Annotated in this window: 18 protein-coding genes; 7 read left to right on the top strand and 11 right to left on the bottom strand. The window is 43.4% G+C overall.

Features of this window, described 5'->3' with window-relative positions; genetic code table 11:
* Nucleotides 1-1674 carry an extracellular solute-binding protein gene (locus tag AC58VC_RS07970; protein ID WP_497368302.1) on the top strand — a complete coding sequence of 558 codons (1674 nt, stop codon included), beginning with the start codon at nt 1-3 and terminating at the stop codon, nt 1672-1674.
* Nucleotides 1675-1791: 117 nt separating this feature from the next.
* Nucleotides 1792-6849 carry an OmpL47-type beta-barrel domain-containing protein gene (locus AC58VC_RS07975; RefSeq protein ID WP_497368303.1) on the top strand — a complete coding sequence of 1686 codons (5058 nt, stop codon included), beginning with the start codon at nt 1792-1794 and terminating at the stop codon, nt 6847-6849.
* Nucleotides 6850-7046: 197 nt separating this feature from the next.
* On the opposite strand, the gene AC58VC_RS07980 is transcribed toward AC58VC_RS07975, so the two are convergent.
* The 3 genes from AC58VC_RS07980 to AC58VC_RS07990 all read right to left on the bottom strand — a co-directional run bounded on the left by AC58VC_RS07980 (nt 7047) and on the right by AC58VC_RS07990 (nt 9817).
* Nucleotides 7047-8078, bottom strand: coding sequence for an NADH:flavin oxidoreductase/NADH oxidase (locus AC58VC_RS07980; protein ID WP_497368304.1), 1032 nt, complete (start codon nt 8076-8078; stop codon nt 7047-7049).
* A gap of 38 nt (nt 8079-8116) precedes the next feature.
* Nucleotides 8117-8932: an alpha/beta hydrolase gene (locus AC58VC_RS07985; RefSeq protein WP_497368305.1), complete on the bottom strand. Its 816-nt coding sequence runs from the start codon at nt 8930-8932 to the stop codon at nt 8117-8119.
* 231 nt (nt 8933-9163) lie between these two features.
* The gene (locus tag AC58VC_RS07990) at nt 9164-9817 is read right to left on the bottom strand and encodes an HAD family hydrolase (protein ID WP_497368306.1); all 654 of its coding nucleotides are present in this window, start codon (nt 9815-9817) and stop codon (nt 9164-9166) included.
* Nucleotides 9818-9977: 160 nt separating this feature from the next.
* Here AC58VC_RS07990 and AC58VC_RS07995 point away from each other — a divergent pair, with 160 nt between their 5' ends.
* The 4 genes from AC58VC_RS07995 to AC58VC_RS08010 all read left to right on the top strand — a co-directional run bounded on the left by AC58VC_RS07995 (nt 9978) and on the right by AC58VC_RS08010 (nt 14294).
* On the top strand, nt 9978-11294 hold the full coding sequence (locus AC58VC_RS07995) for a spore germination protein (RefSeq protein WP_497368307.1): 1317 nt from the start codon (nt 9978-9980) through the stop codon (nt 11292-11294).
* A 22-nt stretch (nt 11295-11316) separates the two neighbouring features.
* Nucleotides 11317-12417 carry a GerAB/ArcD/ProY family transporter gene (locus AC58VC_RS08000; protein ID WP_497368308.1) on the top strand — a complete coding sequence of 367 codons (1101 nt, stop codon included), beginning with the start codon at nt 11317-11319 and terminating at the stop codon, nt 12415-12417.
* On the top strand, nt 12407-13474 hold the full coding sequence (locus AC58VC_RS08005; protein ID WP_497368309.1) for a Ger(x)C family spore germination protein: 1068 nt from the start codon (nt 12407-12409) through the stop codon (nt 13472-13474). Before AC58VC_RS08000 ends, AC58VC_RS08005 begins: the two co-directional genes overlap by 11 nt.
* A gap of 280 nt (nt 13475-13754) precedes the next feature.
* Entirely contained in the window at nt 13755-14294 is a 540-nt protein-coding gene (locus tag AC58VC_RS08010; protein WP_497368310.1) for a cupin domain-containing protein, read from the top strand.
* Nucleotides 14295-14300: 6 nt separating this feature from the next.
* Here the strand turns inward: AC58VC_RS08010 and AC58VC_RS08015 are convergent, their stop codons facing one another.
* On the bottom strand, nt 14301-15641 hold the full coding sequence (locus AC58VC_RS08015) for a hypothetical protein (protein WP_497368311.1): 1341 nt from the start codon (nt 15639-15641) through the stop codon (nt 14301-14303).
* A gap of 187 nt (nt 15642-15828) precedes the next feature.
* On the opposite strand from AC58VC_RS08015, the gene AC58VC_RS08020 reads away from it, so the two are divergent.
* A complete protein-coding gene (locus tag AC58VC_RS08020) occupies nt 15829-17112 on the top strand; it encodes an esterase-like activity of phytase family protein (protein WP_497368312.1) in 1284 nt (427 codons plus the stop codon).
* A 61-nt stretch (nt 17113-17173) separates the two neighbouring features.
* Here the strand turns inward: AC58VC_RS08020 and AC58VC_RS08025 are convergent, their stop codons facing one another.
* From AC58VC_RS08025 to AC58VC_RS08055, 7 genes are all read right to left on the bottom strand, one after another.
* Nucleotides 17174-17647, bottom strand: a complete 474-nt coding sequence (locus tag AC58VC_RS08025) for a DinB family protein (protein ID WP_497368313.1) — start codon at nt 17645-17647, stop codon at nt 17174-17176.
* A gap of 33 nt (nt 17648-17680) precedes the next feature.
* The gene (locus tag AC58VC_RS08030) at nt 17681-18751 is read right to left on the bottom strand and encodes an alpha/beta fold hydrolase (protein WP_497368314.1); all 1071 of its coding nucleotides are present in this window, start codon (nt 18749-18751) and stop codon (nt 17681-17683) included.
* 204 nt (nt 18752-18955) lie between these two features.
* Nucleotides 18956-19513, bottom strand: coding sequence for a TetR/AcrR family transcriptional regulator (locus AC58VC_RS08035; RefSeq protein ID WP_497368315.1), 558 nt, complete (start codon nt 19511-19513; stop codon nt 18956-18958).
* Nucleotides 19514-19559: 46 nt separating this feature from the next.
* Nucleotides 19560-20738, bottom strand: coding sequence for an MFS transporter (locus AC58VC_RS08040; protein ID WP_497368316.1), 1179 nt, complete (start codon nt 20736-20738; stop codon nt 19560-19562).
* A gap of 96 nt (nt 20739-20834) precedes the next feature.
* Nucleotides 20835-21947 carry a GerAB/ArcD/ProY family transporter gene (locus tag AC58VC_RS08045; RefSeq protein ID WP_497368317.1) on the bottom strand — a complete coding sequence of 371 codons (1113 nt, stop codon included), beginning with the start codon at nt 21945-21947 and terminating at the stop codon, nt 20835-20837.
* A gap of 19 nt (nt 21948-21966) precedes the next feature.
* A complete protein-coding gene (locus AC58VC_RS08050) occupies nt 21967-23052 on the bottom strand; it encodes a Ger(x)C family spore germination protein (protein ID WP_497368318.1) in 1086 nt (361 codons plus the stop codon).
* Nucleotides 23045-24565 carry a spore germination protein gene (locus AC58VC_RS08055; protein WP_497368994.1) on the bottom strand — a complete coding sequence of 507 codons (1521 nt, stop codon included), beginning with the start codon at nt 24563-24565 and terminating at the stop codon, nt 23045-23047. The genes AC58VC_RS08050 and AC58VC_RS08055 overlap by 8 nt, the downstream gene beginning before the upstream one ends.
* Between the last annotated feature and the right edge of the window lie 74 nt (nt 24566-24639).

Raw genomic sequence — 24639 nt, forward strand, 5'->3', positions numbered from 1 at the left:
ATGTTTAGGGTACTTAAGGGTCATCGAAAGGCAATACTATCCACACTCGTCTGTGTCGCTGTTTTGGCGGGCTGCTCCACTCCCAAAGTCGAGGATCCAGGGGCTGTATCAAGTCCAGATGCGAGCCCGGCAGCCGAATCTGCGAAAAGAGGAGCGATAAACGTTTCCGTGTATGATCGGGGGAATATTCCACCAGAGGAAGGCAACTGGGATAAAAACCGTTGGGTAGATTGGATCAACAAGAACGGTCCCGTCGATGTTAAATATACACCCGTTCCCCGCTGGGAATCGTTCCCGAAATTTAATGCCTTATTTGCCTCAGGAAGTGCACCTGACTTGATTCTCGAGTATGATGCCAATTACAGGAACAGCTGGTACTCACAGAAATTGCTGATGCCGATTGATGAAATGGTTGACAAATACAGCACAACCTACAAACAAATTCTCGAGAAGTACCCCCTGCTGCGTAAGATTGGAACCAAGGAAGACGGCAAATTGTATGAAATTGGACGTTTAAATGTCGTTGCACCACATCATCGTCTTTTAATCCGTGAGGATTGGCTCCAGAAGCTGAACCTGCAAGTCCCTACAACGACTGAGGAATTGTATAATGTGGCCAATGCATTCGTGAACCAAGATCCAGACGGCAACGGTAAAAAGGATACGTTCGGTATCAACCTGAGTGGTGTCGGTTTCTCCGTGATCAGCCATATCTTCGGACGTTCGATCGATTGGGCCGAACAAAACGGGACATTTGTTCATGATTGGGAGCGTCTTCAAGCATCTGTCGAATTCCAGAAGCGACTGTTTGACAATGGGTTGGTCGATAAAGATTTTCTCACCGATAAAAACGGACAAAAAGGCATTCAGGATTTCATGAATGGCAAATTAGGGATTTTCGCGATCGACAGTGCCTGGTTTACCATCTCGAACTATGAAACTTTGAAGAAGAACAACCCTACGGCTAAGGTCATTCCGATGGCTTTACCGAAAAGCCAATTCGGTCAATTCAGCCCGATTATCAGCACACCTGTGCAAATGGTCGGTGTCGTTAACGCCAAAGCCAAAGATCCGAAAGCCATCATGCAGTATATTGACTGGATGGTAGATCCCGAGCATGCAAGCTTGCTCAAAAACGGCATCGAGGGTACGCATTCACAGAAAGGTTCGAATGGCTGTTTGCAGCCTATCGATACGGAGAAGAATAAGAAAGAGCTTTACACCGACGATTTGAACATGATGAGATCCGATTTACTGCTCGGCAAATGCGCGGAAGTGTATCTGGTTAACCTTCGTCCTGAGGTGCCTACGCAGAAAGAACTGCTCGACATCAATCTCAAATCCAAAGAAATCTATATCAACAAAGATCGTCCTGTTCCTTCGCTGGGTAATGACTTCTTACCGGTCTTGCCTGATGACCTCCAAGCGATTGTCAAAAGCACAAGCAAATCCAACAATATCGACAAAGGTGACATTTGGTTGAAAGCTTTAGTAGGCGGCACAAGCTATACGGCACAGCAAGCTATTAAGGATGCTAAGGATGTATGGGACAAAGCTGGAGGCAAGCAAGTTGATGATTATTATGCGAAATGGTATGAGAGCAATAAAACCAAAATATTTAGTATTGATGATTTGTATAAATTCGCTGAGCAGTCCCAGAATGAGTTGAAATAAAACGAAGGAGGAGCGGTGCTCTTAGGTTAGCTGTGTCGGAGCACCGCCTACACATGACGTAGACCCCGGATAGGATTAGGGAATCCTATTGATAATCTCGTTCATTTGGAGGTAATTATGAGATCCCTACACAAGTCAAAACTCCTTGTTTCAATCCTTCTGTCTGCAATCATTGTCTCACTGCTCCCCATCTTCCCTGCTTACCGTGCTTTGGCCGCGGGAACAGGTATTACCCAGGACTATTGGAATAATATTCCTGGCGGGAAAGTAGAACAGATCCCATTAAAGGCTCCACCTTCGGGTTCGAGGGTACTCACAAGCTTTGAGACCCCGAACAATACGGGGGATCTCTATGGTTCTCGTGTTTATGGGTTTCTATCGCCACCAGTTAGCGGTGGTTACATCTTCTGGATTGCTGCGGATGACAGCTCTGAATTATGGCTTAGTCCAGACGGCGATCCTGCGCACAAGGAGAAAATAGCGTGGAACACTGTCTTCGCCAAGCCTAGAGAGTGGAACAAGTCTCCCACACAGAAATCAGTGGTCATTCCGCTATCAAGTGGCAAAAGATATTATATCGAAGCGCTGCACAAGGAAAATACCTCAAATGACAACTTGGCTGTCTCCTGGCAAGGTCCGGGAATAGCCCAACAGGTGATACCTGGGGCCTACTTGACACCTTATGTACTGCCTGATGCACCAACGAATCCCGTGCAGGATGACACAGCGAATACTTTCGGATGGACGCCTGTTCCCGGTTATTCGGACCTGGCAGCCTATGAATACAGCACGGATCGCGGTTACACCTGGCAAACCGTAACTGTGAACCCGCTTCAGCTGGATAATATCAATTACACGACAGGACAAATCCAAGTTCGATTGAAAGAAACATCTGCACAGCCAGTTGGAAATACCCTGTTTTCAACTACATTTTACACGCTTACTAAAGCCGTGGAGCCTGCACCCGTGTATACGACGCTTTGGCGGATTGGACTTGATAATCAACTCTCAACTGAATTTAGCGATTATCAAACGACTCCTATTGAGTCCTTCAACCTCCCTACTGACTGGGCTACTCGTACAGATTGGAGTTCGTTATCCAAAGGCTTAAACCTTAGTCGTAACGGTACGATGACTATTACTTACGACCTCGCGGCGATTCCGGATTATGGCGTACAATTCAGCTTCAGGAGCCTCGATGCTTTTGTTTCCGTTCCACAGTTAGCTGTATTTTCCAATGATACAATGGCTGGATTAATTCAGATTGTTGGCCTCAGCGGCGGAAATACGACCCGGAAATTCAAAGAAACTTACGAGCTGTATATTCCTAAGGAAATGCTGAAGGTTGGACCTAATGAGCTGAAGCTCTCGCTCGATCGAGGTTTGTATGCAGGAACTGAAGGCGATGAATTTCATTGGTTCGAGTGGGATTATGCCAAACTTGAAGCTCTGGGAGCTCCCGCAACAGAACCCATTCACGGACGATATATCCGTCTGGGAACAGCGCTAGTCTCGCATGTGTTGAAAGACCGCGATTTGCAAACGATGGAAGTAACCAAGTGGCTGGGTCTTGCCTACAGCGGGAACGTCATTCGTTCCAGTCAATTCTCACGTGAATGGTTGTCGGCTTTGCGCGATTTGAATTTAGCACCCGTTCTGCTGCCATTCGGAACCTACATCAAGGACCCTGAACTTTCGTCTGGCGTTGTCCCAGAGAAGCTGAAAGAGTATTACAACAACCTCATTGCTGAAAATGGGGATTTATTTGAATACCTGGAGCTTGATAATGAACCTGGTGTATTCAACAATGCCTTTGCGGCCGATTTGGCACTCGCCAAATATGTTAGTGAGCAAAAATCATCGCTAAACCCATGGTTGAAAGCGGTTTCTCCAGGTTGGGCCTATTGGCCTTCCAAAGGCATTCCTGATGGCTGGGAGCGTGACCCTGCCTATCGGAAACAGATTGAAGATTATACGGATATGACAAATGGTCACAGTTATACCTTAAGCGGTATTTCAAGTGGTGAAGGCGGCGCGCTTGTAGAGACCCTCAAAACCTTTCCTGACTATCAAGGTGACGGTCTTGCAAGGCCGATGATGATGAGCGAAACGGGAGCGAATGATTTTCATACCGACAATAACCGATATGACACCTTCACCCATCGCTTCGCCTCCATCTTCGATCGGGAAACGCGCAGTACGATTGGCTATCTGGATTACATTATGCAGCATGCCGCTTACTTCCGAGAGTACAGCTTGCTCAAAGAAGATATCGTGATGAAATCAGCTGACGATGCTGAAGCATGGCTTAACTCTAGTGATCCTGACGAAACGCGTTTGAAAATTTTCCGCCGCTTAGCGCTTGCCTACAGTACACATGGGAAACCACTCCCTTACGTGTATACCAATCAGAATGAGCTTGCCGGGAAAAAAGCTTATTTCCGTGCGGTAGATACATCAAGTCTTGGTGTGAGCAATACCGGTGCAAAATCTAATAAAATTCTACTCAACTTTGTTAATTTCGAAACGACTCCCGTTACGATGAACGTCAATGTTACCCTGCCCGCTAACGTTCAATATGCAGCAGAACGCTTTGGCGCAGGCAACACGTATGCGGCTGCACGCAGTTTTTCCATTGTTGACGCCGCTTCTGGTGCGCAGTTATCGGAAACGATCCAGCCCGGTGAAGCCGTTCAATACATTCTGACGCCGTATGAGAATTCCGTACCGAGCTCACCTACACTGCAAGCACGTGCCGTTTCCTACAAAAATATCAAGCTGACATGGCAACCTTCTACGGATAATGCTGAGGTAGCCGGTTATAAACTGTACGATAACGGCGTTCTCCTTGCTAAGCTTCCTAGAGCAGTAACACGCTTTTCACATCAAGATGTCAGTCCAGAAAGTGCACACTCCTATACACTGATCGCTTATGATGATTCGGGCAACGAATCCTTGCCGAGTGTCCCTTTATCCCTATCTACCTTAACTTTGCCAGCCTCCCCTTTTAGCACTACGTCTACAGGAGCTTTGCATGTTGAAGCGGAACAAACGGAGCTGGAGGGTGTGTCACATCATGGCACATTCGTTGGGATGTATTATACACAAGGTCGAATGAACATGCTGAAACCTCCTGTCAAAGCAAATACCAATTATATTCTTAAGCTCAAATACAGTTCAGCAGCGAACAAAAAGGTCAATCTCGTTGTTAATAATCAGGTGATTCGGTCTATTGATTTGCCTGGGACAGAGCCTAACGTCTATACAACAATCGAATACAATGTCATGATGCCTGCTGACGTAAGCAACCTAGTGCTGTCCATTGTCAAGAGCAGCGATAATGTCTTCGGCTACTTCGATTGGTTCGAGTTGAAAGAAGGTCTCTTGGATGAAACGCCTCAAACCCTTTGGACCAATGTCGTTCATTCCAGCACAAATACCTATTATTCCGCCACTACCTTCGCTCCCGGAGTTAATGGAGCGGATCTTCATGAAACGACAACACCCGGTGATTACGCGGCTATAGGTTTTAAAGGTACGGGAATCCGTTGGTACTCCGATATTGAGTCTACTTTAGGATTGGCAGATGTTTATATCGATGATGTCCTGCAAGCCACTGTCGATTTGAAAACGGCAAACACACAAGGTGCGAAGAAGCTCGTTTTCGAAAAAACGGGTCTGCCTATGGCCAACCATATCATCAAAATTGTCGCTAAAAACGGCCGCATTATCCATCAGTCGTTTGAGTTTTTGAGTCTGGAACGTCAGCCCCTAACACCTGGCCCTGATCTCATCGTTACCGACCTTGGAACGGATCCAGCTAATCCTTATGCTGGGCAAACAGGCGTACGTTTCTATGTCACAGTGAAAAATGTCGGCCTTCTCCCCACCCCAGCTGGCCTAATAACTGGAGCTGTATTCGGTCTAAATGGCGGTTCGTTCGGCTATACGGATACGTATAATCAATCCATCCCAGTCGGCGGCAGTGCTACTTTGTATACGAATGCAGGCGGTGAAAATGGGTATTGGGAAGTGCCTAATGGAGATGCCACCTACCAACTAAGCGTCAATATCAATGATATCGGGAGATTCACGGAGATGGATCGTACGAACAACACCAAAGAGATTACGTTTCAGGTGACTAAAAGGGATGTCTCTCCTCCTGTGACAACAGCTACAGCGGACGGAACAACGGGTTCAGGAACGTTCAACAGGCAAAATGTGCAAGTTGCGTTTACAGCCGCACATCCGACTGTTGGCGTAGGAATCGAGCGGACAGAGTACCGCATCCTGGGAGGAACAGAAACCTGGCAGGCCGTCACAGATCAGCCGGTTATCTTCTCAGATGATGGCATTTATCAAATCCAATACCGCTCAATTGATGTGATGAATAACGAGGAATTGCCCAATGATTTGATTATTGGCATCGACAAAACCGCTCCAACAACCACACACACCTCATTAGATGGTTGGCAGCGTATACCACAAACCGTCACGTTAGCGGCTTATGACTCTTTGAGTGGTGTACAGATGACCTACTACACGTTAAATGGAGGAACTCCCCTTGTTGGAACCTCGGTTACAGTAAGCACTTACGGTGTGAACACGATTCACTATTACAGCATGGATGCTGCTGGCAATCAAGAAGATAGTCACTCTGCGGTAGTTCGCTTTGATCCGGAAGTTCCTGCAATCAACTTGACCGGTCCTTTAACTGTTTTTTGGACGGATCCGATTGTCATGAATGTTGGGATCACAGATGCTTTAAGTGGAGTAGCTTCATCTAACGTTAAACTGGACGGCGTCGTTGTCGGCCCTAACATTAACCTCCCGCCGCTCAGCTTGTGGCTAGGTCAGCACACAATTGAAGTAACAGCAACGGACAGCGCGGGCAATACGATTGTGCGTACCTATGTATTGAAAGTAATCATGGATCTTGATCATTTGGACGATCTGCTTCGGTTATTATGGAATTTGGGTTATTTCCAGAACCAAAACATCTATAACAGCTTGCAAAACGTGGTTGCTGTGCTTCAGAAACTGCTTGGCCAAAGTCAGCTTAAAGATCCAGCGATCTTTGATGTTGTCATTAGAGACAGTAAGTATGTGGACAGTACGACCTCTAAAGCACTTCAGGATGCCTTACAATTTTTGAAGCAAAAATTAGGGAAGTGAACAGTAAATAAGAAGGCTCTCCCAACGTCATCAAATGACCGCGGGAGAGCCTTTTTTATGATTTTTCAATTTCACCTGATAAACATGCCACGGAAGCTAATAATCTCTTGTATCGACCAACCGTTTATTTTATCTAACCGTAATTTTCCCTCTAGCTAGCTGAATGATACCTTCATTCTCTAGGATTCACATACCATTTATTTCACACCAAAACCAATGCCATACACGCCTGGAATTTCTGTTTCTTTGCCAAGCTTCGTCGCTGCCTCAAGAGTCCAATAGGGATTCCTTAACATACCACGACCTACCGCCACGAGATCCGCATCTTCATTTCCGATAACGGAATTTGCCAATGAAGGCTCTTCCAAACGTCCGACAGCAATGACAGGGATGTCCAATGCTTTCTTAATTTCTCTTGCCATTGGTACTTGATAGGCGACATGAGTACCAGGTCTTCCATGTGCAAGAATAGGGCCTTCTCCTCCGGAGCTAACGTGGAAAATATCTACTCCCGCTTCCTTATATGCTTTGGAAAATGCAATACTTTGCTCCAAGCCATAACCGCCATCGACATATTCTCTAGCAGAAATTCGCATCATGAGAGGCATATGATCAGGCATGACGCTTTTAACTGCTCGGATAACCTGCTTACCAAACAAAGTTAAATCTTGACCATACTCATCTGTACGTTTATTTGTATATTTAGACTGGAATTGATGGATCAAGTAGCCATGAGCTCCATGAATTTCGATCGTATCCACGCCAGCTTTAATCGCACGTTCTGCAGCCAAACGGAATTTCTCAACCATCTGCTTCGTTTCTTCTGTCGTTAAAGCCCGCGGCATCTTAGCTTTGTCATCGAACGGAATGGCGGATGGTGCTACTGGTACTTCTGCATCTTCCGCTTTACGTCCCGCATGGGCAATCTGAATGCCAACTTTAGCGCCGTATTGGTGCACAGCGTCAACGATTCGCTTTAAAGGAGCGATATGCTCATCGGACCATAGCCCAAGGTCGCTATTCGTAATTCGGCCATCCGGCTCAACATCGGACATCTCTATAATGATGAGGCCTGCCCCTCCGATTGCACGGCTTACATAGTGGTTATAATGCCAATCGTTTACAATCCCATCATTCGTTGTGATCGCATATTGGCACATCGGTGGCATCACCACGCGGTTTTTCAGTTCTAGTCCTTTTATATGAAATGGTGTAAATAAATGATTCATTATCAATCCCTCGATTCTATTATTTTAGTAGTAAATCATCACTTTAATTGATCTTGAAGCCAGTTAATTATGTTATCGGCGACTTCTTCGTAGCCGTTGTCGGCAATGATCCAATGTGACCGTTTGGGGAACTGGACAAATTGAGTTGTAGCTCCGGAATTTTGATTATATAGCTGAAAATTCTTCTTAACCATTGCCGCAGGCACAATATGATCTTCTTCTCCAGCAATGATCAGAAGCGGCCCCCGATTGCCATTGTCGAAGTTAATCGTTAATGGACTATTGGAATTAAAGGAAGCCAATGCGCTTTGGAAAAATATTTTGGTTGTTTCGGGGACAGAATAACGATACGCATCTTTTTGATCCTTCAAAGGCATGTTATTGACAAAAGCATATTGAAATTGTTCAAAAGTCAGGTCTACGGTCTTTTTCCATGGTTTTAATAGGATCGAAGCCACCGACTTAGATGCCGTCTTGTAGGCTCCAGCGTTGATCCCTTTAGGAGCAGCAGGGTCAATAGCGATTCCAGCTACTCCTAAGTTGCGATCCATAAGGATCTGAGTAATCAAACCGCCAAATGAATGCCCAATTAGAATTGGTTTCACCGGTAACGCCTGAATAATGCTGGCATAATGATCAACGATCTCCGCAAGGCCAAGTTTACCAAGTTCTTTTGCTGGGTTATTCCTAAGATCTTCGATACTACGGTCGTGGTATGGCCAAGCGGGTGCCATTGTCTCAAAGCCTTGCTTGATAAAATAGTCCCCCATTGGCGACCAGCTATCCGGTGTCATAAAGGCGCCATGAATGAAAACAATAACAGGTTTCTTCGATTGATTCGTATTGGAATTCATATACATTCTCCCTTCATCTACTGGATTTTGGTTGAAGATTTGCTAAATGATCCATTACCCCTTGCTTGTCATTGTGTTGTTTGTTGCTTTTCACATTTACGATATTATCAGGGACAATCCAAACTATCCGTAACTTTGTCACATTAGTCCCTGCACCTTAAAACGTGCAGAAATGATAAAAAGCGGAGGACATATCGTCCACCGCTCATTATTTCATTCTCGATTAACTCCTTATCTTAAGGAACCATTCTCTTTTAAAAGCTTAATAAACTCTGATGTATGTTTGAAAACAGCATCCGGTTTTACTTCATAATCTGTGCTTTGATAGGTTGACAACCACTGGACTGCGTAGGTTTGAACACCTGCAGATATCCCCGCAAGAATATCAGCATTGCTATCACCGAGAAAGACAACTTCCTCAGGTTTTGCTCCAAAGAAATCCATAGCTTGATAAATCCCTTCTGGATCGGGTTTAGGTTTTTCAACATCATCACCCGATACGACATAATCAAAGTATTCCGATAGATTCAAAGCTTCGGATGAGATATGAAATGCCTTTCGACTCTTGCCAGTAATTATGGCCATCTGTTTTCCATTTTCTTTAAGAAGTATTAACAGCTCTAGAATTGAATTAATTTCATTAATTCCAGAGTGTCCTCGTCCATACAAATCATAGTATTCATTAATAGCCTCCTGAACGAATTCTTTATGATTGAAATTCCGCGCAATAATATCATCTTCCGTTGGACCGAACATGGCAATGAGCTGCTCACTCGTAACATCTTGCCCATCGTATTTTTTGAAAACAGCTCGAAATGCAGCGAATGAAGCAGGCAATGTATCCGCCAGTGTGCCATCAAAATCAAATAGAATGAGACTCTTCATGAAATAGCTCCTTTTTTGGGAATCCATAAATATCCTGATGTATTCCACACGAATAGCCAATTATCCTACTCGTTCATTAAGAATCCTTTAGCTTGGTCCGGCAGTGATCCTGCTGAATAATTCCCAATTTATAGTAAACACTACCTCTGGGAGGTTAGCCATGAGCAATTTGTTAGAGATCATCCTTAAAAAAACAGAATTACATCGTGATCTAAAAATCGAACGACTGCAACTCGGAGCGGAGTATATGTGGTTCGTTTGTTATGACTCCGTTGTGAATTCGCAGGAAACCATTGAATTTATTTGGAATTCCGGAATTACACCAGCAGTTTCTTTCGACGACATTCGCACGCGATTGGTTGGCAAGGCATGGAGCCCAGAGGAGATGAATGTGCTTCAGCAAGGACGGGTCGTTTTAATTAGTGCCGATGGAGAACGAGCATTCAGTTTCCAAGGAAAACCCGCTTCACTTTCCCGAGCTGTTGATAAGCCCGAGAACGAATCGATGCCATTTGCCCCAGCAATCGCCTTCATGGAGCCATTAACCACAAATATCGGACTCATTAGAAAAGCGTTGAATTCGCCATACTTAATTGCTGAAGGTTTCACATTTACAGGAGCAGCTACAAAAGAGGCGACCTTAGTTTACCATTCAGAGCTAGTGAATAAGGAACTGCTGGGTCAAGTCAAAAGTTATTTACAAAAAGCTTCAAACAGAGATTTACAGACGGGTCAAGACCTGATGGAAATACTCGGCTGCAATCGTTTTGACCTACTGTCTCCTTTTTATAAAACAGAAATTCCGATGCAAGCGATCTCTTCGATGATGAAAGGGAGAGTGATTTTGCTGATCGATGGAGAGCCCGTAGCTTACGTGCTTCCTCTGCTATTTGGCGATTTTATATCTATCCAATGGGATAGACAACTTCCCCTGCTCATTATGCTCGGTCTCCGATACTTGCGTTTATTGAGCTTGCTAATCTCTTTGTTGACACCTGGACTTTATGTAGCTCTTGTCTCGGTGAATCCAGAAACGCTCCGTATCGAACTTGCCCTCTCTGTTGCAAGCAGCCGAATTGGCATCCCGCTCCCTACATTTTTAGAAATGGCATTTTTGTTGATGGTTAGCGAAATCAGTATTGAATCTACACAGCGGCTACCCAAAAGCATTGCAGCGTCCATTACGGTCATTGGTGGTATTGTTCTTGGAACAGCCATCGTAGATGCAAAGTTGGTAAGCAGTCTTGTTATCATTGTACTGTCTGTATCCGTAACTGCTACCTTTGCTTTTCCTAATTACTTAAACACGTTGAATATTCGAATCATGAGAACTGCCATCGTTGTGCTCTCTGGCATTTTTGGTGTATTCGGTTTGTTCGCTGGCTTTATAGCCATTTGCTTTTATGTGTGCAGAATTGAACACTTTGGTATACCGTTTATGAGCTTTCTCGATTTCCGGAAATTAAGACAAACCTAACACTCGGAAAGGAGTGAGTCCTTTGAGTTCTCGATGGATTTCAACTTTGACTGTTCCTTTATTCTTCGTCGGTTCTCACAGCAGTATCATGTTTCTGCTTTTTCCAAGAGCATTGTTGCACACAACGAAATATGGGCATTGGGAACCAGCGATGATCTATTTGCTTATTGAGTTATTCCTCATGGTCATTTTGATTAAAGGACTGAACAAAGCAGGGAATTTGGATTATGCAGATTTACTTCTTCCTCTAGGTAGATGGATTAGTACTGTCCTGCTTCTGCCCCTTATTTTCTATATCCTCCTAATCGGGGTTATGGGAATTCGCGGCTTTGCCGAACTCATGATTATCGTTTTCGTTGTGCGATCACCGTTAATTTCAATTTTGTTATTACTTTGTTTCATCACGTTACTTGGATCATCCATTGGCCCCAAAGGCATCTTAAGAGCTAGCACCTTAATATCCATTCTACATTTCCCTGCTCTTTTATTCGCACTGCTGGGATGTACAGTTAACTCAAGGTTTACCAACATCTTCCCGCTTGTAAATACAAGCTTTGACTTCTTGCAGCATGAAAAGTTTCTCGTTCCTCTATTTTCGATTTGCCCTTTTCTACTTCTGGGTATGCTGCCTCCTGTTATCAAAGTTCGGATGAAGCCTATCCTGATTACCATGATTCCATTGGCAGTCCTATATGTGGTCATTATATATATTCCAATTCTTATATATGGGATCAATGCTGCTACACTAATGAATTTCCCCTTGGTAACAAGTATTGACACTGTCAATATTACCTGGTCTATATTTAACCGAATTTCATTATTCTATGCCGTTGCTCTGCTTGCTTTCGTATTGTTAATTACTTCCTATGCGCTCTGGTCTTCCGCTGTGTTAGTTCGGAAAATGATGCCGAGTTGGAAGGAATCCTATATTCGGCCCATACTTTGCTTGCTTGTATTTGTCGCAGCCTCGATGATTCCAAACTGGAATTCCTACGTGAAGATATACACAGTGGATATTTGGTTCCGTATCTTTGTTTTCTTGGCGATACCCATTGTTGTCTATTTACGAGGTGGTTTCATCCAAAGAGCGTACAGAAAGAAGGTTTTCAAAAATGATGCGTAAGCTTCAAACTGGAGCTTTACTAATCACCTGTGCAGCATTGTTATCCGGCTGCTGGGACATTAAGGACGTCAATCACCGAGTTCTACCCATTGTCATGGGTATCTCCTATGGTAAAACCAATACATATCGAATCCACATTCAAATTCCATATCCAGAAAAGCAAGGATTATCCTCCAAGGTTTACTTCAAAGAAGCCGACACGATTAGTAAAGCACTTACTGAGATTGATACAGATATTGAAGCCGGCATAGATTTCATGCATGTGCAGTTAATCGTATTTGATCGTACACTTGCCGAAGATGGGATTCAAGAAGCGATAGCCTTCATAGCGAGAAGCCAGCAACTACCTACCAAAGCGCTCGTGGCCATCACTTCCGAAGAAATAGGAGCTTTTCTAGCTCATACTGGGCGTGTCATTCAAACTGACGGAAGCGCACTCATGAATTTTTTCAATAAAAATGCGGGGTGGAGTCCTGAGATTAATTTAGCGTATGTTTGGAAAATCTATGGGGCAATCCACTCTGACACGGAAGACGTCACCATACCCATTCTGCGGTCGGGGAAATCAACGATGTTGGAGTTTCAAGGCTCTGCCGTAATGGCCAAAGGGAAGATGAAAGGTGAAATTAAAAAAGAACAATCTCTGTTAATCAATTTATATGAAGAATTGTTTCAAGGCTCGGTTGTTCAAGTAACGAATCGGGCGAGCGTAGCTATTGTAAAATGTAAAAACCGGATACATACCGATTGGCGTGACGAGCATCCCGTACTTCGAATGGATATGCAACTTTCCTTACATCTTATTGAAAATAATGGTAGTTTGAATGAAAAACAAATCGAGGAAGCCTTCTCAAAAGATATGAAAGAACGGTACGAGGTACTATTTAATCAGCTAAAAACGATTGGATCCGATGCTCTAGGTACAGGACAATATTTCAGAAACAAGCTTCCCTTCGATCAGCTCCAGCATTGGCGTCAAGATTATTATCCGAAGTTGGAAACCGATCTGACAGTTGGAAGCATCATCACAAATAGCGGAGATGTGTCAGAAAATTAAATCTGAGCTGCAAATACCTAATAGAGGCTTTTTAAGCCTCTATTTTTCTGTGGCTATCCAAACAGTCCATTAGTTTTTCTCGACAATGTAAATCATGAGAATTGATTAGCATAAGCAGCAATCGTCCCCCTGATTATTTTAATTTTGTTAATTGATTCAGCGTATTGACGATAGACAATTGGAAGGCTACCATGAAGCTGGGATGTCTCTTTTCTTGGAAATCGAAGCGGAATGACTCCCAGCGTTAGCTGACTTTGAACCATTAAATAAGGAGGCTGTCATGACAACTTTGGACAGGCAAATAACGAATCCCCGCAACGGTCAGAGGATGATTTTCCGTATAACCGGGAAAGAGACGAGTGGTGCCCTTTTGGAAATTGAAAGCTTTAATCCCTCATCAAAAGAGAAAGAACCCGAACATATTCATCCGAAACAAATAAGTTCATTAGAAGTGATTACTGGCAAAATCCACTTCTATATAAACGGCGAGACCCGGGTTCTAGGACCAGGAGATCTCTTGGAGATTCCTGCTGGGGTCCCCCATTATTTCTGGAATGAAGATGCTGCAGAAGCTCACACGATTCAGAAGTTTACACCAGCACTGGAAATTGAAGGATTTTTCCGCACCTATTTCGCTCTTGCAAGAGACGGTAGGCTTAACGCGAAAGGCACGCCTAACTTGGTCCGGATGTCTCTACCTATGCTCAATTATCAGAATGAAATTCAGGTTGTAAATCCTCCATGGTCCGTGCAGAAAATCGTCTTTACTATCCTATCTCCCCTTGCTAGGTTGCTTGGTTTTAAAGAGAAATATGAGTAACAACCATTATAAAAACTCAACTGTAAAATACTGCTTTATTTTATTTAGATACCACTGCTCTTTCGTAATCCATGAAGTGCCGGACGGCATGTAAGGAATGAAGTTCGCCAATGTCTGAGATCGATCTTCCATATCCGATGCGCTCCTTGCATCAGAGGAGGACATACTGCTGTCCATATGGAAGGCAGCGACGCCATGTATGTATAGATCTTTGCTGCCATTTTGCATGGAGAAAATCATGCTTGTGCTATAGCCATCAACATGTGTATGCTTGGCCGGCGTATCACGGGTTGGATTGTTTCGTCCGGCATTCCAGTTATTGTGGACCATGGAAACATATTTATCGAGTGCTTCATCTGTTGCATCCTGATGAATATAAACCTCCGGTTTTGGCTCAGCATTGAAATCCGCTTCTAAGATCTCAATACGCCGGGAGAGGAATGCCAAGTTATCTGACAGTTCCTTCAGAGGAAATGCGCTTAAATCCTCAGCTTTTACATATAGATAGGTATTTAAAAAATCTTGAAGCTGAGGAGCCAGCTCTGCAAGCATCGTATCTTGGGCAATTCGGCTGGTCAACCTTTTCACTTCTTGTAGAATATCCTTCGAGAAGTCCAGCACGTATAAGTCCATCTCATCAATGGCTGCCGTGTCAATAGTCAAAAGCGTATCAGGCTTGGATAAAGAAGCCATGGAATAGTAACTGAGTAGCCGTGTTTTCATATCACCGGGAAGAATGTTCATATGCAATTTCAAATCTTCCAAGCGAGGCAGTATATCTTCCTTACTTGTATGATCTTCAACCGCATCATAGAAGATGTCGTTCTCACCATCGTCATTAGAGACAGATGGGTCCAGGTACAGCTTTTGCAGCACATTGCTGGCCATTTGGCTAATTTGGTCTCTGGACTGTTCGAATTTATCTTTCGCCAATTGCACGGTGAAGTCCGCTTCATCAATTTCCTGCTCCAATACCGCATTAAACGTAAAAGGATTCACGCCTGCATTTGCTTTGGCCGAAAGGATTTGGCTCTTCATCCCAATCAGCTCGAAAGCCTGCAATAAGTCGCTTGTCGTTGCGCCGCGTTTCAAACTGTCACTGTACTGTGCTACTAGTTTTCGTTGAATAACAGGTTGCTTAGTCGAGATGGCAGGCGCTGTCTGCTCTTGCGACATCATGCGTGTTACCGCTTTGTTGCCAATCGTTCTCTGAAGCTGAAGAACAGACGCAGTGTTCATCGACATGCCATATGGTGAAGGCTGGTCCGCATTTTTTGAGGAATTTGATTGCTTCTCGAACGACGAACTGCTCGTTCGAGTTGATTTGGAAGATGCACGGGCATGCATACGGGATTCGAGCCTCCTTACATGGATTGCAATAGGTCTGATATCATTTATAGTACCACAATTTACCACGCTAGAGCTGCACTTATTAGCATGATTGTCGTATGCCCGTTAAGCTTATGTAAATTTCCCTATATCCTATTGTCCCGTTCCGAAGCACTTCTATATAATGAGAGTGTCATCGTTACTGATGGATGAATTTGGGAGAGAAGGTGTTGACGTGAAGGTAAGAAAGCTCATATCCGCAGGTACAGTCGCTGGTTTGTTGCTGGCCTCCGTACCACTCGCTGCCGCTTCGGCCGCCACGACAGAACCAATTGGACAAGCTCCAATGGCTGAAGGCCAACAACGAAAAGCAGCGAAGCCTCATAAGCAAGATAAGCATGCTCAAAATCACACTGTCGGACAACTTACTTTTATCGGTGAGCAACGAATTGCAAATGATCTAAAGTTCGAGGAAACGCTAGTAGGCGGATTATCCGGTATTGATTACAATCCCAGGACGCATCAGTGGATACTTATCAGCGATGATCGTTCGGACAACGCTCCTGCTCGTTTTTACAGTGCTAAACTGAAATACGATACCAAAAGTTTCTACGGGGTCGAATTTACGGGGATGACGCAGTTCAAGCAAGAGGATGGCACAACGTATCCGAACAAGAAAGATTACACCGCTAATAAACAAGGTATTGTCCCTGATCTGGAATCGATTCGCTTTGATCCCAGCGGCAAAACGATCTGGTATACGAGCGAAGGCGATCGCAGCCTTAACTTGAACCCTTTCATCCGCCAAGCAACATTAAAAGGCAAATACTTGTCTTCGATCCTGACTCCTAAAGCTTTCCAAATGGATGAAACCAGCGGTAGTACCACACAGAAAGGCTTCCGCAACAATCTGGCTCTGGAGGGTAGCAGCTTCTCTCCCGATGGCAAATACTACTTTACTTCCATGGAAGCCGCGCTCTATCAAGACGGCGAAATCTCGACGGTTGATGCTGGCTCTTATTCCCGTATAACGAAGTACAATCGAAGTGGCGACATTATCGCGCAGTATGCTTATCCGATTGACGCCATCCCGGCTAAGCCCGGACAAGGCAAAAGCGCAGATAACGGTGTTTCGGAAATGCTTGCGATAAATGATCATCAGTTCCTCATCTTGGAACGGTCCGGCGTGCAAGCTGCCGATGGTAATTATTCCAATTATATTCGCATTTATGAAGCGGAAACCGCTCAAGCGACCAATGTGAACAATCTTGACTCTTTACCAGCCGGTCAATTTACGCCTCTTACCAAGAAGCTCGTCCTTGATCTGAATACACTCAGCTTGCCCAAGCTTGATAACGTGGAAGGCATGGCTTGGGGACCTAAGCTGCAAAATGGGCATGACAGCCTTATCCTTGTCTCTGACAACAATTTCGGCGCATCACAAGTCACTCAGCTTCTAGCCTTCGACGTTTCACCCGAGAAGAAGTGACTTACAGCAAAAAGACCGCATTCAGCGGTCTTTTTTTCATTCACATGTTTCCCCGCTTGTGTTATTTTTGTTGAAGCACCTGCAGCATTGCAGCAACAACACCATTATGATTCGATAAGTGCGTGGCAGTTGTAAGAATCAATTCTCCGAAATTTTCACCTTTTTTGAAGTTTTCAGGTACGGGCTCTTCCAATCTATCTTTCAATGTTTTGTACATATAGTCACGTTGTTCTTTCAGCTGAGTAATCATGTAATCCCATTCAGGATGCTCAGCCAATTGCTCATCCGTCCAGCCTTTGGAACTCGTCCCATAATGGAATAGTTCTGTATAATTTTCCGGAAGTGTCAGAGGTTGCTGCGAAAGACCAAACACATGAAACTCCGTGATACGAAGGACATGGCCCAAATGCCAATATAGACTGGTGTTAAAACCATTAGGAGCCACTTTGCGCAGATCCTCCGGGCATCTCTCAAGCAGCTTTATAAAATTATCATGTTCAACATTATATAAATGAAAGACAAACTCTTTTCTCATTTTGTAGTCTCCTTAGGTGTATTTTTGATTGATTTATTGGAAAAAGTCTGCAAACATCTTAACCGTTTCTTGAGGCTTCTGTTCGGCAATCCAGTGACCAGCTTTATCTAATTTCACCGTTCTCGCATCCGTTGCATGCAGTTTCAAAAATGCATCTAGGGTATGCAAAGTGGAGTCAAACCCTCCGATTCCTAGAACGGGCACCGTCACCTTTGGATAACTTTTCAAGTCTTCAATATCTTGTCTAAACGTTTTGTACCAGCCGTTACTTGCACGAATCGCATCCGCATTTGTATATGCTACATAGTAAATTTCTTTGACCTCATTAGTCATAGGAGGCTTGTCATAGGCTAAATAGTCAAATAGCCAATCTTGAAAAACACGCATTTGTTTTCCCGCTAGCAATTTCTCCGGCAATTCCGGCACAGAATTGAGCGCAAACCACCAAGGGTAAATTTGATGATCTTTCGTACTCACATCGTATGCGCCTGGCGGTGCCAAAAGTGCGATTTCCAGGAAACCTTCAAATGGATGAGGAACGTCCAGCATCGCTAGTTTTGTCGTCGCTTGAGGGTAATTCGCTGCATAAGCGTAAGCGACCATTGCCCCAATGTCATGTCCTGCCATATTTACTTTGTCATAGCCAAGCTCTTTTACCAATGCATAAACATCTGAAGCCATTGTTTTCTTATCATAACCTGATGCAGGCTTGTCGGAACTGCCCATGCCTCGGTACTCAACAACATAAACATGATATTTCATTGCTAGTTCCGGCATTATTTTATGATAGGCATACCATGTTTGCGGCCAGCCGGGAAGAAGGAATAACGGTTCGCCCTTTCCACCTTCAACATAGTGAATCGTAATTCCATTGACTTTCTTATAGCCATTTTTGAAACCTGAAAGAGTCTTGACAAGCTCCTCATCAGAATATGCCTTGTTGTCAACGACAGGTTCACTTTTCGAATTCAGTGAATACGATACCGGTGAAACTTGTAAGGTTGAAGCCGTTTCATCTTGACCTTGCCAGAGGCTGTTTCCTGTGCAAGCTGAGAGAAGCAACGCTATAATCACCGTAATTGCCATGAACTCGAATAGTCTCAATTTATTTCTGGAAATAACAATCCCTCCATATTAAAATTACGACTCCGCTGGTTTTTGTCGAATAACCCAAAGACAAGGAAATGGAAATCGAATAGGATTAACCTGCTTGGATTATGTTCTCCTGCTTTGAACAAGACATACATAAGCAGCAATGATATTTCAATTATTCTACTTACTAGTTGATAAGTATTTATCAAAAAAAATTTAGCACTTAATTAATCTTTCTATTTGATCAGTGATTATAGGGAATATGTCTTTTTTTACCACACGTCTGTACTGCAATCCACCTTTTATCGCTGACAAAACCGTATAGGCCAAAGCTTCGACATCAACCGAACTTTTCACTAGGCCTTCTTTTTGCGCTTCTCCAAGTAGCTCCATCCAACTGCTCCATTCAAAGTGGCTTAATTCTTGCACTTTTCCTTGAACGACTTCCGGGAGCGACTCAAAATCCGTTTGAAGTGATGAAATTGGACATATGCCATTCCCGCCCAGCTCCCACTGTCTAGTCATCAGGCTTTTAATTTTCTCTTCAACAGATACAGCATCATGTCTCAGAGAAACTACTAAACGCTCCAAAAACTGATGAATTCTATCCGCTAGAGCGACAGCTAAATCCTCCTTCTTTTCGAAGTGGTAATGTATGCTAGCCTTCGTTACCCCTAGTTGCTTGGATATATCGTCATAACTAATGGCAACATACCCTTTTTCGCGAATCAAATCCAGAAACAAATCAAGTATTTGAGTTTTTCTATTTTTCATACGGACATTCTAACTTACTAGTTGATAAGGTGTCAAGCTGCTAAGATTATTGTGAAGTAATTCGTGAATAATAACGTTTAAACTTGACCGAATACATTAACACGTAGATAACGATTAGTGCAGCAAACAAATTTAAAAGTACCAACGAAAAGTTCAAGCTAAAAAATTGTGTCAGCACGCCAACACCAATAGGTGGAACAATGAACCCGGAATAGGCGCTAAAATAAAAGGCCGAAATAACTCGCGGACGTTCTTCTGGTTTCGGCAGCTGGCTGGCAAACCTCAATGCAACTTGGAATGTCCATCCCGCGCCTATTGCTTGAATGAGAATACCTGCCCATAGCAAAAACAAGCTCCCTTGCTGACCAGAAAATACAATGATCCACGATCCGATAATAAGAGCTAGGATTCCCAAACGCATCCGTGTGACGGGATTGCGCGGCCAAGGAAAAAACTGCATGAAAGCTCCGCCGCCTAGAAGTACAAGAATTAATAACCCCGAAGTGGAGAGATTATTGGTGTGAATGACATTTTTGACGAATGAAGGAATAAGCGAAAATACAATCCCGCCCAACGTGAAAACAGTAAAGATAGGAAGTCCAACAAATGACCAAAATTGGGAACGAATGTTGTCGGGTACACCTAATGAAATTTTGGCTTTAACTGGTTTCTGGGATTGAGTTTCTTCATGATTCGGTAATATCTCCAGTACAACCAAAGAACTCACTAACATAACGAGCAGAAACCAATAAGGCAAACGAAGCGGCATCATATGGACATACTGAATGATTAAACCTGAAATAGCAGGCCCTAGTCCAAAACCAATGTTTACGATGATACCTGATAACTTAATAGCCGTACCTACTTTATTTTGTGCGGTTTGTTTTAATAAGAATGCGCTGGCAGTACCCGTAAAAGCTCCATATGCGATACCTTCCAAAATCCTTGCCCCATAAAGCATCATTACGTTAGAACTGACTATAAAGAGTAACGTTGATGCAATAGAGATCCAAATGCTGTAGCGAAGCACTTTTTTCAATCCCCATGCGCCCCCTCTTGCCCCCACGACAAGCAAAGTTGGCAGCAACACAGCGGCATAAACGGCAAATAATATCGTAATTTCCAGACTACTGAGCCGGAAATGTTCGCCATACAATGGGAATAACGACGAGATAAATGTAGCCCCACAAGACATCATAAGAACTACCCAAAGCATTTTTTTCATAAAAGAACCCCTCTCTAATTTTACTTACTAGTTGATAAGTTTCTGAGCAATGGCTACATACTATCTTACTAGTTGGTAAGTTGTCAATAGAATATCCTAACTCTCTGTGTGGACGCTCTCACTTTTAACTAACATTTTCCTCAGGCCTAACCATATGCATAAAAGTGGAATGTAACCATACAATAGGATCCACCCCGATAAGTTCAATAAAGAATCCAGCTTATCGATAGTCATTGGACTATTCAATGGAAGCATAACAATAAACACAAGACAGATGGTAATCCATAAGGAAGGTCTTGCCTTCAATCCTACTGTTCTTACTAAAATTCGTACCCCTCCCCACAATCCAACGCAGCTAGCAGAGATAACAACAAAAAACCATATAAAAATATATATGTAATCAAAACGTTCAAGGATGGGAGACCGTATGATTTTGGACAAAATAAGCGTTGGCCAGGTCGTATGCTCCAGCTCTTGAATATTAAAATATGCAAAGCTTACACAGGCTAAAATTAAGACAATTAAAGTGGAATGAGCAACGGCGATATGAGCCCACTTCTTAGATTTTTCTTGATTTTTAATAAAAGGGTATACAAGAAGCAAAAATTCAATGCCCAAATACGTGCTTAACGAGTGATAGCCCGACTCTGCAAATTGATAGCCATTATGATTGAACAAAGGTAGAAAGTTCGTCCAATGTGCGTGCATTAGCGGGAAAGATAGTGAAGGAATGATCATTGTCGGGATAATGACGCAAATAATAGAAATCCCAGTGATCACTCGCAAACCTCCAGAAACAATATACGCGGCAAACAGTAGTAACAAGACCGACAAACTCCACAGCTGTGTATTAGGGAAAAGCCAAACATGTATAACTTCTAGGTAGGATCTTAATTCATTTACGATGAATAAAAGGATATAACCATAGAACACAAAAGTCAGTAGGCTACCCAACCATTTGCCGAATAACAGTCTGTGCAGTGATATAATATCGCCATCAGGTGTATTCTGCAGCAGAAAATACATCATGACAACAATCAAATGCAAGCTTATCCCCACAACCGCCAAAGAAAATATAGAGTCAGTCCCAGCCCCTTGAATGATGTGGTTTTGGAAAGTGATCAAGGTGATGCGCATTTGCGTACAATGTAATAGAATCCATAGAAGATATGGAGAAAGAGTTAAGCTAGCCTTTACCTGTTTTCCCACCGGATATCCCCCTAATGAATTATTCTCCGATTCCAGATTTACTTAAATGTGTTTCGATATGAACATCGAATGTCATGTTTTCATAATCAGACGCATAGAATTTCTCCTCCGTCCAGTCTCTTTGGCGAGACCTCACCAAATCACCAATTCCGAGCGGGTCAACTCCCTCCTTCACAAACTTGCGCAGCAGGGAAACAAGGTGGCTTTCACTTTGCTTATTCAGTTGCTTAACAAACAATTGTGTATTTTCCTCATCATTTAATGAAAACCAATCCGGATATTCATTGGCCATCCCGCTCCACACAAAGTTAAAGGTAACCTTCGTCTCATTTTGCTCAAACGATACATGCCTATTCATCTTGCCGGAAGTAATGCTAAATATAGCTGGTGATTGACTCGAGCCTTTGTTTATGACAAAGGGAACATCTCCACGCAATGCTTCACCTTGCAGCAATTTGAAAAATAGCATTTCTTCCTGACTTAAGATGAGCTTCAACCGGTCTTCCTTGAAGATTCCGTATCCGGCAATTTCAATCTCTTTTTTCGAGTTTAACTTGAGATAAGGCATCGATACGTCCCGTCCGAGGCCGTAATATTCAAACAGAATATTTGAAACATTCGTTCTAGGAATCATTTCTTGCTTCATATTTTGCTCAATTAAATGATGTGGAAACTCTAGACTATTTTTACCTACCAGACTTTCGGATGCAGATGCCATCGAGTCATCAAAAATAGCCATGATTATGTAATAACTGATGATAGGGTCTCTGCAAATTGTTTTCAAAAATGTCGCGATGCCTCCACTAGCTACTTCCTTGCTAAAAGCTAACATTTTCAACTTATCCATCCGAATTGGCTGTGCGGATTGGAACGCGATTTCGTTCAACATAATCCTTGTTTGCTTCGATTTACCTTGAAGTATTTTTATTTTCCCTTTCTCCTCATAGTCCGAATACAAAGCCGATGCCTGATAGCCAGATTCATTTTTATCGAAACCGAGTAGGGTTACGCTGCGGATATGATCGACTACAACTTCATTCCCGCATCCAGTAAGAACAAACATGGTCATTACAGGAAGAAATAGAAGTCGTTTCACACTACTCATTATTAATATCCTCCTTATCTTCCTTCGGATGAAAACGTTCAACTGATTTCGGCTTTAAATGCTTGCTTCTGCTCGTCATAAATGGCAGTGCAGCACGGATGAAACTATCTGCAAAGTTACCGGTGCGAAACGGGAATAGCGGAACCAAATACGGTGTCCCTAATGATTTCAGTCGTAGTAAGTGACCTACGAGTAAAAGAAACCCGCCAGCAATACCCAAGCCGCCCCATAAAGCTGCAAGCAGGATAAAGGGAAATCTTAATAGCCGGATCGTATTCGCCATTTTGAATATTGGAGTCGTAAACGAGGCTAAAGCGGTTAGTGCGACAATGATTAACAAAATATTGCTAGTCAACGCCGCGTGTACGGTTGCCTGTCCGATGACAATCCCGCCAACGATTCCCAGCGTTTGTCCGATTTTTGTCGGAAGCCTGGCCCCTGCTTCCCGCAGCAGCTCGATCGTGATTTCTAGAAAGATAGCTTCAAAAACAGGTGGGAATGGCACGTGGCTTCGCGATATGATTAGTGGCTCAAGCAGGGACTCTGGCAGCACTGCGTAATGATAGGTTAATACGCCAACATATAAGGGAGTAGCGAATATGGAGAAAAAGACACTGCTTATTCGAATAATTCGAAAGAAGGACCCAACGATCCAAGGCACATAATAGTCCTCTGGCGACATAAAAAAATCCAGAAAACCAGAAGGCCCTGTAATCGCATAAGGCGATCCATCAGCGAAAATGGCGACTTGTCCAGATGTTATCGCATAGGCCACCCGATCTACTCTTTCCGTAGATAAAAACAGTGGGAACGGTGTATTGGTGTGATCCGAAATGATTTGGTCTAGAAACGAACTGTCGAAAACGATATCCATATCTATCGCTTTAAGCCGCTGCCGAGCCGTCTGCACATGCTGGTCGTTCGTCACTCCTTCCAGATACACGATCATCACTTTCGTTCTTGAGATGGACCCGACCGTTATTTCTTCAAACACCAATTCCGGCACAGCAATTTGCTGCCGTATGAGATGAATATTAAGCTCTATGTTCTCCACAAACCCTACTTTAGGTCCAACAACGCTAAATTCATTTTCTGTTTCATTATTTTGGCGATGGCCAAGCTCTAAATGGTTCACGTTTACCAAGAAGAACTCGTGATCGGAATCATTAAGCTGGATGACCACGTAACCTTTAATTAGCTTTTTCTCTACCTCAGCCGCATCATCAGTCACTTTCACATCTTCAAACGGAAGGATGTTTTGAATATCTGCCAGTTTATGAATATCTGCGATATTTTTTTGGATTTCCGCAACGATGTAACGGTTTATTTTATGACAATCCACAAGTGTTCTAAAATAACTGATTTGAATCTGAATAGCAAAGTCACTTTCAAGCGGGGAAAATTGATGAAAGTCACTGGACTTGCTTGCCAATTGGAAAACCTCGGCTATCGTTCGCCGGGGATCTTTATTTTGTTCAGTTGAATCCCTAACAGGTTCATTATGCCGCTTCATCTTCTGCTCCTTGCGTACACCTGTAATGTGAGTTAACACCAACCATTATGTTCTGAGAACATCCCTTTCCGTAT

Source organism: Paenibacillus sp. J22R67 (genome assembly GCF_059692175.1).

What these genes read in the sequence shown, in the direction of transcription:
- AC58VC_RS07970 (WP_497368302.1), top strand. Translation starts at nt 1, where the DNA reads ATGTTTAGGGTACTTAAGGGTCATCGAAAGGCAATACTATCCACACTC.
- AC58VC_RS07975 (WP_497368303.1), top strand. Translation starts at nt 1,792, where the DNA reads ATGAGATCCCTACACAAGTCAAAACTCCTTGTTTCAATCCTTCTGTCT.
- AC58VC_RS07980 (WP_497368304.1), bottom strand. Translation starts at nt 8,078, where the DNA reads ATGAATCATTTATTTACACCATTTCATATAAAAGGACTAGAACTGAAA.
- AC58VC_RS07985 (WP_497368305.1), bottom strand. Translation starts at nt 8,932, where the DNA reads ATGAATTCCAATACGAATCAATCGAAGAAACCTGTTATTGTTTTCATT.
- AC58VC_RS07990 (WP_497368306.1), bottom strand. Translation starts at nt 9,817, where the DNA reads ATGAAGAGTCTCATTCTATTTGATTTTGATGGCACACTGGCGGATACA.
- AC58VC_RS07995 (WP_497368307.1), top strand. Translation starts at nt 9,978, where the DNA reads ATGAGCAATTTGTTAGAGATCATCCTTAAAAAAACAGAATTACATCGT.
- AC58VC_RS08005 (WP_497368309.1), top strand. Translation starts at nt 12,407, where the DNA reads ATGATGCGTAAGCTTCAAACTGGAGCTTTACTAATCACCTGTGCAGCA.
- AC58VC_RS08010 (WP_497368310.1), top strand. Translation starts at nt 13,755, where the DNA reads ATGACAACTTTGGACAGGCAAATAACGAATCCCCGCAACGGTCAGAGG.
- AC58VC_RS08015 (WP_497368311.1), bottom strand. Translation starts at nt 15,641, where the DNA reads ATGCATGCCCGTGCATCTTCCAAATCAACTCGAACGAGCAGTTCGTCG.
- AC58VC_RS08020 (WP_497368312.1), top strand. Translation starts at nt 15,829, where the DNA reads ATGGATGAATTTGGGAGAGAAGGTGTTGACGTGAAGGTAAGAAAGCTC.
- AC58VC_RS08025 (WP_497368313.1), bottom strand. Translation starts at nt 17,647, where the DNA reads ATGAGAAAAGAGTTTGTCTTTCATTTATATAATGTTGAACATGATAAT.
- AC58VC_RS08035 (WP_497368315.1), bottom strand. Translation starts at nt 19,513, where the DNA reads ATGAAAAATAGAAAAACTCAAATACTTGATTTGTTTCTGGATTTGATT.
- AC58VC_RS08040 (WP_497368316.1), bottom strand. Translation starts at nt 20,738, where the DNA reads ATGAAAAAAATGCTTTGGGTAGTTCTTATGATGTCTTGTGGGGCTACA.
- AC58VC_RS08050 (WP_497368318.1), bottom strand. Translation starts at nt 23,052, where the DNA reads ATGAGTAGTGTGAAACGACTTCTATTTCTTCCTGTAATGACCATGTTT.
- AC58VC_RS08055 (WP_497368994.1), bottom strand. Translation starts at nt 24,565, where the DNA reads ATGAAGCGGCATAATGAACCTGTTAGGGATTCAACTGAACAAAATAAA.